The organism is Micromonospora sp. CA-263727 (assembly GCF_050942455.1).
Lineage (GTDB): Bacteria > Actinomycetota > Actinomycetes > Mycobacteriales > Micromonosporaceae > Micromonospora.
On record NZ_CP192031.1, the window covers coordinates 3,974,641 to 3,989,681 of the forward strand.

A 15,041-nucleotide genomic window follows, 5' to 3' on the forward strand; every position below is an offset into this window, starting at 1 on the left:
CCGGCGGCGAGGAAGACGTCGCCGGGGGCCTCGGGGTCGGCCAGGCGTAGCGCGTGCAGGTCGTCGAGGGCGCGGTGGAGCAGCCGGTTCAGCCGCCGGTCGTCGGCGTGCAGCCGCGGCCGGGCCCAGGTCGGCTCGGTCGGCGGGTACGCGACGACGGCGCGGGGGTCGGTGACGGTGAGCCGCCAGCGCAGGGTCAGGCTGGCCCGGGGCGCGAGGGTGACCGGCCAGGTCAGCCGGGGGCGGTGGCCCGGTCCCCGGCGAGGTCGAGTGCCGCGTCGGCGGCGGTGACGGTGACGGTGGCGCCGCCGGTGGCCCAGCTGAGCTGGCCCGGCGCCGGGGCCCGGGCCGGCAGCGGCGGGCTGGTGAAGCCGGTCTTCACCCGCTCGATCGGGGCGAGGTCGCAGCCGAGGTCGAGGGTGACGGTGGCCGACACGGGCTCGGCGGCGGTGGAGACGAGGTGGATCTCCTCGGTCAGGCCGTGCTGGTCGAGGCGGCGGGTCCGTTCGACGCGGACCGTCGGGTCGGCGCCGGGGTCGCCGAGCCAACGGGCCAGGCCGACGAAGCGGGTGGCGTGGGCGGTCACCGGCGCGTGGCCGATCGCCTCGGGCTCGCGCTCGTCGACGCGCAGTTCGGCGCGGGACAGGACGCGGCTGTCGGCGTGGAAGACGCCCTGGACGCCGAGCGGCCGGATCTGCCCGGCGGAATCCCCGAGCGCACTGGTGGGAGCGAGCACGACTCCCACCAGATCGTGCAGCAAGGGTTGCAGGTGGCGTGCGGTCACGTACGGCTCCAGGTTCGTTATGGAACGGCGTCTTGACAGGCGGTTCCGGGAGGGTGCAGAGTCCGAAACACTCCAGCAACTTGAACGATCCAATCCTGCCCCATCCAAATTGGATCGTTCAAGCCCCACGAAAGGTGTGATGTGGCGGAAAAGGTGACCATTGCCACGGTGGCCCGGCATGCCCGGGTCAGCCGGCAGACCGTGTCGAACGTCATCAACGCGCCGCACATCGTGCGGCCGGAGACCCGGCAACGGGTCCAGGAGTCCATCGTCACCCTCGGCTACCGCGCCAACCAGGCCGCCCGGCAGATGCGTACCGGCCGTTCCCGGCTGATCGCGGTCCGTATCGAACCGACCCGGGACGGCATCAACGGCTCGGTGCTCGACCGCTTCCTGCACGGGCTCACCGAGACCGCCGAAGCGGCCGGCTACCGCGTCATGCTCTACACCGCCGCCGACGTCGACCGCGAGATCGCCGCCTACGGCGACCTGCTCAGCGCGTACGACCTGGACGGGTTCGTGATCACCGGCACCGACCACGGTGACCCGCGTACCGCCTGGCTGGCCGAGCGGGAGATCCCGTTCGTCACCTTCGGCCGGCCGTGGGACCACCCGCAGGCGCACAGCTGGGTCGACGTCGACGGCGCCGCCGGCACCCGGGAGGCGACCGCCTACCTCATCGAGGCCGGCCATCGCCGGATCGCCTTCCTCGGCTGGCCGGCCGGCTCGGGCGTCGGCGACGACCGGCGGGCGGGCTGGCGTCGCGCCCTGCTCGCCGAGGGCATCGACCCCGACGGGCTCGATGCCGAGACCGAGGACGGCATCGCCAAAGGCGCGCGTACCGCCCGCGAAGTGCTCGACCGGCCCACCCCACCCACCGCCGTCATCTGCGCCAGCGACTCCCTCGCCCTCGGCGCCCTCCAGGCCGCGCGCGCGGCCGGCACCGCCCTACCGGTGATCGGCTTCGACGACACCCCGGTCGCCGCCGCGATCGGCCTGAGCAGTGTCAGCCAACCCCTCGGCGACGCCGCCGCCCGCTGCGTCGACCTGCTCACCGACCTCCTTGACGGGCCGCACCGCGACCCGCGGCAGGTGCTGCTACGACCCGCGTTGGTCCTGCGGCACCTCGCCTGAACTCCCCGTCCCTCACCTCAGGAGAAAGCACGATGACACCCCGCGTTCTCACCCGAGCCGCCGTGGCCGGCCTCACCGCCGCCGCGCTCTTCGGCTCGACCGCCTGCGGCGGCGGCTTCGACGACCCCGCCGGCGAGACCACCCAGTCCACCGGGCCGGCCAGCCTGCAAATCATGATCGGCTCCTCCGGTGACGCCGAGACCAAGGCCGTGCAGGATGCCGCCGCCGCCTGGGCCGCCGCCTCCGGCAACCAGGCCACCGTCGTCCCCGCCCAGGACCTGACGCAGCAGCTGGGCCAGGGCCTGGCCGGCGGCAACCCGCCGGACGTGTTCTACGTCGACGCCAGCCGCTTCGCCGACTACGCCAGCGTCGGCGCTCTCGAACCGTACGGCGACAAGATCAGCAACGTCGGCGACTTCTACGAGAGCCTGCGCAACACCTTCACCTACGACGGCAAGCTGTACTGCGCGCCCAAGGACTTCTCCACCCTGGCCCTTCAGATCAACACCGAGCTCTGGTCGAAGGCCGGCCTGACCGACGCCGACGTGCCGACCACCTGGGACCAGCTCACCGCCGCCGCCCGCAAGATCAAGGCCAAGGGCATGGTGCCGCTGGTGCTCGGTGACACCCGCGACCGCATCGGCGCGTTCTTCGTACAGAACGGCGGCTGGCTGCTCAGCGCGGACGGCAAGTCCGCCACCGGCGAGACCCCGCAGAACGTGGCCGCGCTGACCCACGTCAAGGAGATGATCACCGAGGGGCTGGTCCGCTTCCCGAAGCAGCTCGACGCGGGCTGGTCGGGTGAGGCGTTCGGCAAGGGCGCCGCGGTGATGACCGTCGAGGGCAACTGGATCAAGGGCGCCATGCAGAACGACTTCCCGAAGGTGAAGTACCAGGTCGTCGAGCTGCCGGCGGGTCCCGCGGGCAAGGGCACGCTCTCCTTCACGCAGTGCTGGGGCATCGCGGCCAAGAGCCAGTACAAGGAGCAGGCGATCAAGTTCGTGGAGGCGATGACCAGCGGCGAGCAGCAGATGGCCTTCGCCAAGGCGTTCGGCGTCATGCCGTCCCGGGAGTCGGTCCGCGACCAGTACACCGCCGAGTTCCCCGCCGACAAGCCGTTCATCGACGGCGCCGCGTACGCCCAGGGCCCGGTGAACGCCCCGAAGATGGACAGCGTCCTGCAGGACCTTGAGGCCGGTCTCCAGGGTCTGGCCAACGGCGACCCGAAGAGCATCCTGGCCAACTTCGACAAGAACGCGAAAGCCGCGCTCGGCGGCAGCTGAGTGATTGCAGGGGCCCCCTCCTATACCCCAGGCGTTAAGAAGGGGCCCCTGCTTATCCCCGCCGAAGGGAGGAAAGATGGCCGAGGGCCGCAGGCGTGGCGTACGCGCCAACGAGAACATCGCCGGCTGGCTGTTCGTCGCGCCGGTGATCGTCATCCTCGGGCTGTTCCTGCTGCTGCCGATCCTGATGGCGCTCTGGGTGAGCCTGACCGACTGGAACGGGCAGGGCAGCCCGTTCACCGGTCAGGTGCCGTTCGTCGGCACCGACAACTACACCCGGCTCTTCACCGAGGACGGCCTGGCCCGCCGGGACTTCATGACCGCCATCCGCAACAACATCTACTACGTGGCGCTGGTCGTGCCGACGCAGACGGTGCTCGCCCTGGGGCTGGCGCTGGTGGTCAACAACCGGCTGCTCAAGGGCAAGAGCTTCTTCCGGACCGCCTTCTACTTCCCCTCCGTCACCAGCTCGGTGGCGATCAGCGTGGTCTTCCTGTTCCTGTTCGCCAACTCCGGCGCGGTCAACAACCTGCTGCGGATGTTCGGCATCAGCGGGCCACAGTGGTTCGCCGACTCCCGGGGTGTGCTGCACCTGCTGCTCGGCGTGGTCGGGGTGGAGAACCCACCGGCCGCGCTGACCCAGGGCGGGCCGTTGGGGCTGAGCTGGTGGGAGTGGATCTCCGGCCCCAGCGTCGCGATGATGTCCATCATCACGCTGGTCATCTGGACCACCTCCGGCACCTTCATGCTGATGTTCCTCGCGGCCCTACAGAACGTGCCGGTCACGCTGGAGGAGGCGAGCACGCTCGACGGCGCGAGCCGCTGGCAGCGGTTCCGCCACGTCACCCTGCCGATGATCAAGCCGACAATGTTCCTGGTGCTCACCCTCGGCCTGATCGGCTCCTGGCAGGTCTTCGACCAGGTGTACGTGATGAGCCAGGGCGACCCGGCCAAGACCACCCTCACCCCGGCCTACCTGTCGTACCGCACCGCGTTCCGGGACTTCGAGTACGGCTCCGGCGCGGCGATCTCGTTCGTGCTGTTCCTGATCATCATCGTGCTCACCCTCGTGCAGCGCCGGGTGATGGCCGACCGGGACCCCGACCGGCCCCGGTGGGGTCGGCGGCACCGGCGCGCATCGGAAGGATCCGCGAGATGACCACACTGGCCGACCGGCCCACGACGCCCACCCGGCGCCGCGGCGACCAGGGCGCCCGCACCCTGGCCACCCGGTTCCTGGGGTACGCCGTCCTGGTCTTCTTCTCGCTGGTCTTCCTGTACCCGTTCGTGATCCAGATCGGGAACTCGCTCAAGACCGAGCCGGACGCCGCCGCCAACCCGCTCTCGCCGATCCCCGACACGGTGGTGCTCGACGGCTTCGTCCGGATCTTCACCGGCACCAACTTCCCGCTCTGGCTCGGCAACTCCCTGCTGGTGACGGTGGTGGCCACCACCGGGCGGGTGTTCTTCTGCTCCCTCGCCGGGTACGCGCTGGCCCGGCTGCGCTTCCGGGGTCGGGCCGGACTCTTCGCGGCGGTCATCGCCGTGATGGCGGTACCCGGTGTGGTGCTGCTGATCCCCAAGTTTCTGGTGCTCAACCAGCTCGGCATCTACAACAGCTACACCGCCCTGATCGTGCCCCTGCTCGCCGACGCGGCCGGCGTCTTCATCATGAAACAGTTCTTCGAGTCCATCCCGGTCAGCGTGGAGGAGGCGGCCCGCATCGACGGCGCGAGCATCTTCCGCACCTTCTGGTCCGTGGTGCTGCCGATGGCGAAGCCGGCGCTGATCACCCTGACCATCCTCTCCTTCCAGGGCACCTGGAACGAGTTTCCGCACAGCCTGGTCTCGGTGCAGGATCCCAGCCTGTTCACCCTGCCCCGGGGCCTCGCCGACCTGGTCAGCGGCTCGCTCGGCAAGGGCACCCAGTACCCGCTGAAGCTCGGCGCGGCGCTGCTCGCCACCATCCCGGTAGCGATCATCTTCGTCCTTTTCCAGCGCTACTTCGTCCGGGACGCCAACGAGGGAGCCGACAAGGGATAGACCAGGGTTAGGCCGTCCGGAGACAATCGGCAGCGCGCTGGTCGAGTCGCTTGGCGAATGTAGGCAGGCGCGGGCCGAGGCTACTGAGGCGGGTACGGATGTTCGTCACCGCCGAATGCGCGCGGCCCGACTTGACGCCTGCCATCGCGTCCATGGCATGGTTCCAGTTCTCGGCCGCCTCGCTCAACCGTCCCTGCGTGCATTGCACGTCGGCAAGATTAGCCAACGTCAGGGTGTGGATCCGGCGGTACGTTTCAGCGTTTCGAGTGGCGATCGATCGACGGAGTTGCCTTTCGGCACCCGGTAGATCACCCAGGTCACGAAGGGCCTGGCCAGCTTGGCTGGCTAGGGAGGTTTCGGTGAACCCGCTGGTACGAATCCACATGGGCTCGTCTTCGGGTGAGGCGTTCGAGAGGTGGGTTTCGGCAGCAGAGATTGCCGAAGAAGTGCGCGCGCTGTCGCTTGTCGCCGCATGGCCACGAGCAGTGAGGATAGTAAAGAGCGCGGTCGCGGCCGGCGTTGCCCTTCCCTTCGACCATTCGAGGGATGAACTGGCGAGTTCAAGTGCTTCCTGCCCGTGGCCGAGGTCAACGGCTTGGTGCGCCATAGCGCGCAGCGTGAATCCGGCGAGTGCCCGGTCATCGGCTTCGTTCGCTAGACGTAGAGACTGGACGTAGTAGCGCTGGGCCAGACCGTGCAGAGACGAGTCGAAGGCTTTCCATCCAGCAAGGTAGGTCATCTCCGCTGCGGCGCTGAACATGGCCCTGCGATCGGCATCAGAGGAAAAGCTTCCGCGAAGGTACCCGGCGACATCGGAGGTGAGGTACTGGACCACTGCTAGGCGGGCGTGGCCGCCCCCAAACCGCTCGTCGGCTTTGCCGAACACAGCCAGCATGTCCCGTACAGCGGCGATCTCGCTGCGGCCCACGGCGACATCGCCGCCTTGCGCCCGTCGTCCACGCTCTGCGATCTCCTGCCAGGAGTCCAGAGGGACGGCGAGCGCTGCCAGCGAGTAGAGGGCGGTGAGCCCGAACGCCCGTCGCTCCAAGTCGGCCCTCCCGACTGTCAGGAGATCGGTGGCTGGATCGTGCTTCCACCAGTCCAGACCACCTAGGTCAGGCTCCAGGCTACCGCCTGTGGAGAATCCGAGATCGGTTGGATGGACCACGTAGCCGAGGCGACGAGAGATCGCTTCGGCTAGGTATCGCTGGGTTTGTGCGCTGGGCCTTACCCCGCCGACCCAATGCCCGACATGGGACCGGTCGCAGGACGACAGGTCATCGTTGTGTTCGCGGGCGACAGCGCGGACGGCGGCCGCACACGCGTCATAGGACCACTGGCATTCCTTGACTGCTGCCAACAACTTCTCGTTGCGCTGCCTCGGCGTCCGCGCCATCCGCCGGCCTTCCTGCTCGATCTGCGTTCAACGCGTTCAACATGCCCAGTGTCCTATCAGGCTACCGACGGTGATGGCGAGCCAGTTCACTACACGTAGACCTTATGACACGGGAGGTGAGCGTGGCGATGACCGTTCCAGCACCGTCGGTGAGCGAGAACGCAACGGTGATGTCAGTGATGGCCGCGCACACCGAGCACAAGGCGGCCCTGACGGCTCGGAATGAGTGTCAGCCGGGCGACCAGGGTCGCCACACGAACGAGGGCCAGAGGCTCGGGATTACTCCCCGACACCACGTGACTAAGGGCTCCGTGATGTCGGGTGAACGGGTAGAGCGCACCGCGCGGCCCACTGGCGCGTCGGACGTGCGCGGCCGAGCGGTGCGCTCCACTCACCAGAACGAAGGTAGGGGAAGGTGACGACGTATCACGGTGGACCACAGCTTGATCAGGCGCAGGCGACATTGGAGCGTCACGCGGTATCCAGCGCGGACGGTCTCTGCCTGGCCTGTCGGGTGCCCGGTCCGTGCGGTGAGCACGAGGCTGCGATGCGAGTGTTCTGGTTGTCTGCGCAGCTGCCTCGGCGGGTGCCGGGCGCGACCCGTCCGGAGTTGATCGGCGCGCGGCGTCTCGGCCGCCCTGGGATGCTGGTCCGGGTGCGCTGAAATGCCCGCGCCGCTACGCGACTGCGAGGTTGCCGGAAGCATCCCTCGCGCCAGCGATGACGACTGGATGCGCTTTGTGGCTAGCGCGCAGGAGACCGCTGGTTTCCACCGGCGAGGAACGGGCGGTCTGTGTATCGGCTGCCTCGATGCCTGGCGGCGCGCTGTCCCGTATCCCTGCATGCAGGCCGAGTGGGCTTGGCAGGTTCTCGATCGCATCGCCGCGATCTCCGTACGAGATGGCGCGGATGCGTCGCGTTCCGCGCCCCGGGTGGTGGTCTCCGCGTGATCAAACTGCTCCCGGTCAGGGTGCGTGGCCCACCGCCGCTGCCTTGGAGGTACATGCACCCGATGACACAAGGAAGGGTGATCCTGCCCGCCGTCACGCATGACAGGACCACCCGACCACCGGCAACGACGAACTCGATACGAGATGTAGAGGAGTAGGCCGCTATGACGGTGGCTACCGACGAGATTATCAACGTCACTCTGCCGACAGAGTTCACGAAAGCCTGGGAGCGGATCCCCGGCCTGAAGGTCGACGGTAGGACGTTGACCATCGATCCCGCGCAGTTCTTCTTCCGCTTCGAGAACCCGACCTGGTTGCTCTGCGACTGGCGGCAGGTCCGCGACCGGCTGCTACCGATGGTGGAGACCACGGAGACGGCCATCGAACAGATGGTGCTCGACTTTGTGCGCACCCACAGCTACCAGAGCACCGATCCAGCCGAGGTGCTGCGCACCGCGCACGATGTCTACACGTACATGTTCCGCGAGGAACATCTGGAGGACCCGGGCCTGGACTTCGTACCGCCGAACACGCTGCTGATGCTGCGGGAGTGCGGCACGCTGATGGCGCTCAACCGCGTTGAAATGGACGGGCACATCAGCAACGTCTCCCCGGCCTGGATGCTGTGCGCCGCCGCGCAGGTGGTCTACGATCTGGACAAGGCGACCGCTGAAGTGCTCGATGAGCTGTATCACGGCACCTGGTTCAACGAGTCGCGGCGGCGTGAGAGCGTCCTCGCGCACGCGGCTCTGGGCGGCAGGCTGGTTCACGCCTGCCAGGGAGCACCGAACATGTCCGGTGGCTGCGTCGTGCCCTTCGGGGCCGACGTGGAAGCTATGCGCCGCGAGCTGGCCGGCATGCGCGTTCCCTGGATCGAGGCCACCCTCGCCCCCGCCACCGACCAGTAGCGACGACCGGTCAGCGGTCGCGCGTACCCGCACCTCGGGTACGCGCGACCGTCCCGATTCCGTGAAAGCGAGCAGCAGCCATGATCACCAATTCGGTACCCAGGGACAGCGGCGGCCGAGTGGCCCAGGTCCACGACGGGCTCAACGGCATCAGCACCAGCCTCAAATACGTCAACTACCAGCTCGACACGGCCGGTCCCGGCCACGAGCCCCACCCCTGGCTGTGGACCGCCTCCACCGGCCATCTCCGCAGCGTCGTCACCAAGGAAGCGGAACTCGTCGGACACCTGGCCACCGCGATAGAACGCTGGATCAAGGCAAACCCCGACGCCGACCCGCCGAACGTCGCGGCAATGCGGCAAGCGGTCAAGCACTACCGAAGTATCGCCCGCAGCCTGCTCACCTGTGCCCGAAACGCCCGCAACGCGCAGGCCAACCTCGATGTCACGAACACCTGACCCATGGACGGCGCCTCAATCAACCGGAACGCGTGGAACGCCCAGGCACACGCCCTCCTACCGAACGATCACGCGCAGAACGCACCGGGCCGGTTCGAGTGGACCCAATACCCCGGACACGGCCCCGGCATCGAGTTGTTCGGGCAGCTACACGGGCAACACGTGGTCGAACTCGGTTGCGGCAACGGAGACAACCTCGCCGCCGTTGCCATGACTGCTGCGCGCTGCACCGGCGTTGATGTCGCCCCAGGGCAAATCCGCCGCGCACGCATACGTTGGGGCCACCTCGGTATCCGCTACGCCTGCGATGACGCCGGGACGTACTTGACCTTGCACCGCGCCCCACTGGACATCTGCTACTCAGTGTTCGGTGCGATCGGGCACACGCCACCAGCACAGATCCTTCCGCTCATCGCGGCACGCCTACGTCCCGGCGGACATCTTCTGTTCTCGGTGGCCGATCCGGACTGGCTCGGTCAGAATCGCCGAGCCCTCCAGCTACCAAGCGGCGGCACCGTCCCGGTGGCCCGCTGGCTAGCCAGCCCTACCGGCTGGCGACAAGCAACCCGCGCCGCTGGCTTCGTGGTCACCGACACCCACGAGGTAGACGCGCCCGCTGGCAGCGCACGTTGCTGCTTCGTCATCTCAGCGACCAAACCGAAACAGCGTTCGGCGGCAAGATAGCCGTTCCCCACGCTCGATCCCGGATCGAGTGGCATCCCAGCGGCCATGAGGCCACTCGATCCGGGACAACGTTGTTGCGTTAGCGGTGTGGTCGGTGGGTCAACCCCTGCCGGGTAGCGGGAACGGGACTCCTGGTAGATCAACTTGTGTCGAGCAAGGCGATCATCGGGAGTCCCGTCATGGAGAAGTCTGTCATCACCAGGTTGGTGGAGGTGGCCGGGGGTGTGTACGCGCCGGGGCATCTGGGTGAGTTGACGCAGGTCATCGATTTCGACCTGGTGGACGCGGTGGTGCAGGAGACGGGGGTGCGGGAGAAGCGGGTGCGGCTGTTGCCGTCTCGGGTGGTGGTGTATTTCGTGCTCGCGCTCGCGGTGTTCGAGGATTGTTCGTATCGGGCGACGTGGGGGAAGTTGACCGCTGCTCTGGCCGGGTTGGGGCTTGTCCGGCCGAGCGTGTCGGCGCTTGCGCGGGCCCGCCGTCGGGTCGGGCCGGCGCCGTTGCGTCGGTTGTTCGAGACGTTGGCCGGTGTCGTGGGGCTGCCTGGTCAGCCTGGCGTGTTCTACCGGGGCCTACGCACCGTGGCCGTTGACGGCACGTATCTGCACATACCCGAGCGGGAACAGATCACCCGCTGCTATCGCAAACGGGTAGGCCGGCGCGAGGCCGGCTATCCGCTGCTGCGGCTGCTCGTGCTGATCGAGTGCGGCACCCGCGCGTTGCTCGCCTGCGCGTTCGGCCCCGACAGCGACGGCGAACCGGTCTACGGACGCCAGCTGCTGGACGCTCTGGACTCCCCGATGCTGCTGCTGGCCGACGCCAACTTCGACGACGCGGCATTCCTGCACGCCGTCGGTGAACACGGCGCACACTTCCTGGTCCGCTCGACGGCCTGCCGCCGCCCCGTCATCGGCCAACGCCTACCCGACGGCTCCTACCTGACCCGCATCGGCTACGGCAAACTACCCGCCCTCATGCTCGTGCGGATCATCGAAGCGCAGGTCACCGTCACCCTCGCCGACGGCACCGTCCGCCACGAACCCTGGCGGCTGATCACCAGCCTGACCGACCACACCCGCTACCCCGCCCACGAACTCATCGACCTCTACCACGAACGCTGGCAGAGCGAAACCACCTACTACTCCATCAAAGCCACCATGCTCCACGGCCGTGTCCTGCGCTCCCGCAGCATCCCCGGCATCGAACAAGAGGTCTACGCCCTACTCACCGTCTACCAGACGCTCATCCGCACCGCCGCGGACACCGTCTACACCCAACCCGGACTCGACACCGACCGGATCAGCTTCACCACCCTGCTCACCACCGCCGCCGACACCATCACCACCGCCACCGCAGTCCTACCCACCACCCCCACCACCCTGATCGGCCCGATCGGCCACGCCGCACTGACCCATCTCCTACCCACCGGACGTCCCCGACGCGTCAAAGCCCGCACCCGCAAAAACCCCACCAGCAAATACGGCCCCAACGCCGGCCAACACCCCGCAACCACACAGACCTACACCTTCCACGCCACCATCACAATCTTCGAAAAAGGACTTGACCCCCGCACAAAACGCTAAACGCAACAACGTTGCGATCCGGGATCGAGCATGATCTTGCACGGTGCGCGCCGAGGGGCGCGTGTCGGTTCAGTGGGTTGCGGCGAGGGTGGGCGCCGCAGCCCGTTGCGTGGGCGAGGTGACCGTGGTGGTGGGGCTGTTCGGGGCGAGGCGGATCCGCACCGTGGAATCGACCTCGGTGCCCAGGGCGAGGAACTCGTTGCGGGTGAGGGTCACCGTCACGGTCTGACCGTCGTCGGCGGTGATCTCGACACGGATCTCGAAGCCGATCCGGGTGATCCGGGTGACCCGGCCGGGCAGGCCGGCGTTGTCGCCGTCCTCGGTGGAGAGTTGGAGGTCGTGCGGGCGCACCAACTGGTCGCCGAGCTGGGTGACCGGGCCGAGGAAGCGCATGACGAACTCGTTGGCGGGGCTGTCGTACAGGTCGTCGGGGGACCCGATCTGTTCCACCCGCCCGTCGTTGATCACCACGATCTCGTCGGCGACCTCAAGGGCCTCCTCCTGGTCGTGGGTGACGAAGACGGTGGTGACGTGCACCTCGTCGTGCAGCCGGCGCAGCCAGTCCCGCAGTTCCTTGCGGACCTTGGCGTCGAGCGCGCCGAACGGCTCGTCGAGCAGCAGCACGGTCGGCTCGACGGCCAGCGCCCGGGCCAGCGCCATCCGCTGGCGCTGCCCGCCGGAGAGCTGCGCGGGGAGCCGGTCGGCGAACTGTTCCAGGTGGACCAGCGCGAGCAACTCGTCGACGCGGCGACGGATCTCGTCCTTGGGCCGCTTGCGGATCTCCAGGCCGAAGGCGACGTTGCGCCGCACCGACAGGTGCTTGAAGGCCGCGTAGTGCTGGAACACGAACCCGACGTTGCGCTTCTGCGGCGGCAGCCCGGTCGCGTCCACGCCCTCGATCTCGATCTTTCCAGTGTCGGCGCGTTCCAGGCCCGCGATGATCCGCAACAGCGTGGACTTGCCGCCGCCGGAGGGGCCGAGCAGCGCCGTGAGCCGGCCGGACGGGATGCTCACCGACACGTCGTCCAGCGCGACGAAACTTCCGAAACGCTTGCCGACGTTGACAATCTCGATGCTCAACGGTCTTCCTTCGGCCTCAGGACGGATACGACGATGATGCAGGCGACGGCGACGAGGGCGAGGAGGAAGGCGGTGGCGTACGCGCCGCCCTTGTCGAAGTTGAGGTACTTCTCCTCGACCACGAGCGTGGCCGTACGGGTCTCACCGAGCACGTTGCCGGAGACGACCTTGACCGCGCCGAACTCGCCGAGCGAACGGGCCAGGCTGAGCACGACACCGTAGATCACGCCCCACTTGATCGACGGCAGGGTGATCCGGCGGAACGTCTGTAGGGCGTTGGCCCCGAGGCTGCGGGCGGCCTGTTCCTGCTCGTCGCCGACCTCCTGGAGAATCGGCACGACCTCCCGGATGACCAGCGGCAGCGCCACGAACACGGTGGCCAGCACCATGCCCGGCACGGCGAAGATGATCTGTAGGCCGGCCGCTTCGAGCGTCGGGCCGAACCAGCCGTCCCGACCGCCGTAGACCAGGATCAGGGCGAGGCCGACGACGATCGGTGATACCGACAGCGGCATGTCGAGCAGGGCGTTGAGCGCCCGCTTGCCGGGGAAGTCGTAACGGACCAGCAGGATCGAGATGCCGACGCCGAACACCGTGTTGATGATCACGGCGGTCACCGCGATGACCACGGTGAGCCGCAGCGCGTGGGTCACGTCGGGATCGGTGAGGATGTCGTTGAGGTTGGTGAACCCGTCGGCGAACGCGTTCCGCCCGACGAGGTACAACGGCCACGCCACCAGGAAGAACAGGTACGCCGTGACGACGACCCGCAGGGCGTACCGGCCCGGACCGCGACCCACCTGGGTGCGGGCGGCGATCGAGTGGTCAGCCACGGCGCATCACCCTCCGCTGGATGGCGTCGAGCACGACGATGACGGCCAACGAGATGGCCAGCAGCACCACCGCGACCGCCGCCGCGCTGTCGGGGTTGTCGTTCTCGATGCTGCTGAGGATGCGGACCGAGGCCACCTCGGTGCGCATCGGCAGGTTGCCGGAGAGCAGGACCAGTGAGCCGTACTCGCCGACCGCGCGGGCGAAGGAGAGCGCGGCGCCGGCCGCGATGGCCGGGGTGAGGCTCGGCAGGACGATGCGGCGGAAGGTGGTGTAGCGGCTGGATCCCAACGAGGCCGCGGCCTCCTCGACCTCCGGGTCGAGTTCGGCCAGCACCGGCTGCACGGTACGCACGATGAACGGCAGCGTGACGAAGAGGAACGCGAGGAACACCGCGATCCGGGTGTTGGCGATGTTGACCCCGAGCGGGCTGTCCGGCCCGTAGAGCGACAGCAGCACCAGCCCGGCGACGATGGTCGGCAGCGCGAAGGGGACGTCGATGAGGATCTCCAGCGCGCGCTTGCCGAAGAACCGGTCCCGCACCAGCACCCAGGCGATCAGGGTGCCCATGACGATGTTGACCAGCGTGACTGCCAGCGCGGTGCCCACGGTGAGGCGGATGGTGGCGGCGGTCTGTTCGTTGGTCACCGTCTGCCAGAACCCGGCCCACCCGCCCTGCGAGGCGGTCACCGCCACGGCCGCCAGCGGGATGAGCACGAGCAGGCTGAACCACACCATCGCCACGCCGAGGCCCAGACCGGAGACCCGGGTGAGCGGCAGGCCGCCCCGGGCCGACCGGCGGTTGCCCGCCGGCCGGTCCGGGACGAGCGTGGTCGAGGTCACTTCGCCTTCCCGGAGGCCGCGATGACCTTGGTTACGATGCCCTCTTTCTCGTCGAAGAACTTCTTCGACAGCGCCGACCAGCTCTCGAAGTCCTGCTCGACCGTCAGCAGCTTCTGCGGGGCGGGGAACGGGTTGGCCGGGTCGATCGCGCCCTCGATACCGCTGGTGTCGACGCCGTCGATGATCGGCCGGAAGCCGGTCAGCGCGAACTGCCGCTGACCCTGCGGTCCGAGCACGAAGTCCAGCCACTCCTTCGCCTTCGGATCGGCGGCCTTGAGGATCGCGCCCGGATTCTGGATCAGGATGGTCGTGGCGGGCAGCACCCAGTCGAGTTCCTCGCCGTTCTGCCGGGCCAGGATGGTCTCGTTCTCGTAGGCGAGCAGCACGTCACCGGTGCCACCGAGGAAGGTGGTGGTGGCGTCCCGGCCGCTGTTGGGCAGCGACACCACGTTGGTGAAGAGCTTGGTGAGGAACTCCTCCGCCTGGGCGTCCGTTCCGCCGTTGGCGGCGACGTGCCCCCAGGCGGCGAGGGCGTTCCACCGGGCGGCGCCCGACGACGCGGGATTGGGCGTGACGATGCCGATGCCGGGCTTGATCAGGTCGTCCCAGCCCTGGATGTTCTTAGGGTTGCCCTTGCGTACCGCCAGCACCACGACCGAGGAGGAGACGATGCCCTTGGTCGGGCCGTCGTCCCAACTCTCCTCGACCAGACCGGCGTCGACCAGCCGGGTCACGTCGCTGGTCACGGAGAAGTGGACGTAGTCGGCCTTCAGGCCGGACACCACCGCGCGGCTCTGGTCGCCGGAGGCACCGTAGGAGGTCTTGAACCTGACCCCCTTGCCCGCGTCGGTCTTGTTCCACTCCGCGGCGATGGCCTTGTTCGCCGCCTCGGGCACCGCGAAACCGACGATGCTCAGCGTGGCGGAGCTGCCCGCCGCGTCGCCGCCACCGCAACCCGACAACGCCAGGCCGGTCACCATGGCAAGAGCGACTGCCGCTCTGATCCGGTGTCTCATCGCAGATCCCGTCCTCCATCCAGTGCGCGCCCGCACTATATAAATCCGACC

14 protein-coding genes are annotated in these 15,041 nt (G+C 68.2%); 8 read left to right on the top strand and 6 right to left on the bottom strand.

Translation table 11 applies throughout. The features are described 5' to 3' along the window. Positions 1-232: 232 nt before the first annotated feature. A complete protein-coding gene (locus tag ACQPYA_RS17475; protein ID WP_433528151.1) occupies positions 233-784 on the bottom strand; it encodes a glycogen debranching N-terminal domain-containing protein in 552 nt (183 codons plus the stop codon). A 141-nt stretch (positions 785-925) separates the two neighbouring features. On the opposite strand from ACQPYA_RS17475, the gene ACQPYA_RS17480 reads away from it, so the two are divergent. The 4 genes from ACQPYA_RS17480 (at position 926) to ACQPYA_RS17495 (ending at position 5,244) form a co-directional block, all read left to right on the top strand. Beyond that, on the top strand, positions 926-1,918 hold the full coding sequence (locus ACQPYA_RS17480) for a LacI family DNA-binding transcriptional regulator (protein WP_433528152.1): 993 nt from the start codon (positions 926-928) through the stop codon (positions 1,916-1,918). A 32-nt stretch (positions 1,919-1,950) separates the two neighbouring features. Then, entirely contained in the window at positions 1,951-3,201 is a 1,251-nt protein-coding gene (locus ACQPYA_RS17485; RefSeq protein ID WP_433528153.1) for a sugar ABC transporter substrate-binding protein, read from the top strand. A 76-nt stretch (positions 3,202-3,277) separates the two neighbouring features. Further along, positions 3,278-4,360 (top strand): carbohydrate ABC transporter permease, encoded by a 1,083-nt coding sequence (locus ACQPYA_RS17490; RefSeq protein ID WP_433528154.1) that lies wholly within the window; start codon positions 3,278-3,280, stop codon positions 4,358-4,360. Next, the gene (locus tag ACQPYA_RS17495) at positions 4,357-5,244 is read left to right on the top strand and encodes a carbohydrate ABC transporter permease (RefSeq protein WP_433528155.1); all 888 of its coding nucleotides are present in this window, start codon (positions 4,357-4,359) and stop codon (positions 5,242-5,244) included. Before ACQPYA_RS17490 ends, ACQPYA_RS17495 begins: the two co-directional genes overlap by 4 nt. 7 nt (positions 5,245-5,251) lie before the next feature. On the opposite strand, the gene ACQPYA_RS17500 is transcribed toward ACQPYA_RS17495, so the two are convergent. Then, entirely contained in the window at positions 5,252-6,604 is a 1,353-nt protein-coding gene (locus tag ACQPYA_RS17500; protein WP_433528156.1) for a Tat pathway signal protein, read from the bottom strand. Positions 6,605-7,754: 1,150 nt separating this feature from the next. Here ACQPYA_RS17500 and ACQPYA_RS17505 point away from each other — a divergent pair. From ACQPYA_RS17505 to ACQPYA_RS17520, 4 genes are all read left to right on the top strand, one after another. Beyond that, positions 7,755-8,498, top strand: coding sequence for a hypothetical protein (locus ACQPYA_RS17505; RefSeq protein WP_433528157.1), 744 nt, complete (start codon positions 7,755-7,757; stop codon positions 8,496-8,498). Positions 8,499-8,578: 80 nt separating this feature from the next. Continuing rightward, a complete protein-coding gene (locus ACQPYA_RS17510; protein ID WP_433528158.1) occupies positions 8,579-8,956 on the top strand; it encodes a hypothetical protein in 378 nt (125 codons plus the stop codon). 3 nt (positions 8,957-8,959) lie between these two features. Continuing rightward, positions 8,960-9,640, top strand: a complete 681-nt coding sequence (locus ACQPYA_RS17515) for a class I SAM-dependent methyltransferase (protein ID WP_433528159.1) — start codon at positions 8,960-8,962, stop codon at positions 9,638-9,640. 179 nt (positions 9,641-9,819) lie between these two features. After that, positions 9,820-11,220 (top strand): IS4 family transposase, encoded by a 1,401-nt coding sequence (locus tag ACQPYA_RS17520; RefSeq protein ID WP_433528160.1) that lies wholly within the window; start codon positions 9,820-9,822, stop codon positions 11,218-11,220. 69 nt (positions 11,221-11,289) lie between these two features. Here ACQPYA_RS17520 and ACQPYA_RS17525 read toward each other — a convergent pair whose 3' ends face one another. The 4 genes from ACQPYA_RS17525 to ACQPYA_RS17540 are packed head-to-tail and all read right to left on the bottom strand — an operon-like array spanning position 11,290 to position 14,990. Next, a complete protein-coding gene (locus ACQPYA_RS17525; protein ID WP_433528161.1) occupies positions 11,290-12,300 on the bottom strand; it encodes a sulfate/molybdate ABC transporter ATP-binding protein in 1,011 nt (336 codons plus the stop codon). Further along, positions 12,297-13,133, bottom strand: a complete 837-nt coding sequence (locus ACQPYA_RS17530; protein ID WP_433528162.1) for a sulfate ABC transporter permease — start codon at positions 13,131-13,133, stop codon at positions 12,297-12,299. Before ACQPYA_RS17530 ends, ACQPYA_RS17525 begins: the two co-directional genes overlap by 4 nt. Beyond that, complete coding sequence (gene cysT / locus ACQPYA_RS17535) at positions 13,126-13,974, bottom strand: sulfate ABC transporter permease subunit CysT (protein WP_433528163.1); 849 nt, start codon at positions 13,972-13,974, stop codon at positions 13,126-13,128. Before cysT ends, ACQPYA_RS17530 begins: the two co-directional genes overlap by 8 nt. After that, positions 13,971-14,990 (bottom strand): sulfate ABC transporter substrate-binding protein, encoded by a 1,020-nt coding sequence (locus tag ACQPYA_RS17540; RefSeq protein ID WP_433528164.1) that lies wholly within the window; start codon positions 14,988-14,990, stop codon positions 13,971-13,973. The genes cysT and ACQPYA_RS17540 overlap by 4 nt, the downstream gene beginning before the upstream one ends. Positions 14,991-15,041: the final 51 nt, after the last annotated feature.

Bases quoted from the DNA above. Each gene is read 5' to 3' on its own strand.
- ACQPYA_RS17520 (WP_433528160.1), top strand. From the start codon at position 9,820: ATGGAGAAGTCTGTCATCACCAGGTTGGTGGAGGTGGCCGGGGGTGTG.
- ACQPYA_RS17510 (WP_433528158.1), top strand. From the start codon at position 8,579: ATGATCACCAATTCGGTACCCAGGGACAGCGGCGGCCGAGTGGCCCAG.
- ACQPYA_RS17485 (WP_433528153.1), top strand. From the start codon at position 1,951: ATGACACCCCGCGTTCTCACCCGAGCCGCCGTGGCCGGCCTCACCGCC.
- ACQPYA_RS17540 (WP_433528164.1), bottom strand. From the start codon at position 14,990: ATGAGACACCGGATCAGAGCGGCAGTCGCTCTTGCCATGGTGACCGGC.
- ACQPYA_RS17515 (WP_433528159.1), top strand. From the start codon at position 8,960: ATGGACGGCGCCTCAATCAACCGGAACGCGTGGAACGCCCAGGCACAC.
- ACQPYA_RS17490 (WP_433528154.1), top strand. From the start codon at position 3,278: ATGGCCGAGGGCCGCAGGCGTGGCGTACGCGCCAACGAGAACATCGCC.
- ACQPYA_RS17495 (WP_433528155.1), top strand. From the start codon at position 4,357: ATGACCACACTGGCCGACCGGCCCACGACGCCCACCCGGCGCCGCGGC.
- ACQPYA_RS17505 (WP_433528157.1), top strand. From the start codon at position 7,755: ATGACGGTGGCTACCGACGAGATTATCAACGTCACTCTGCCGACAGAG.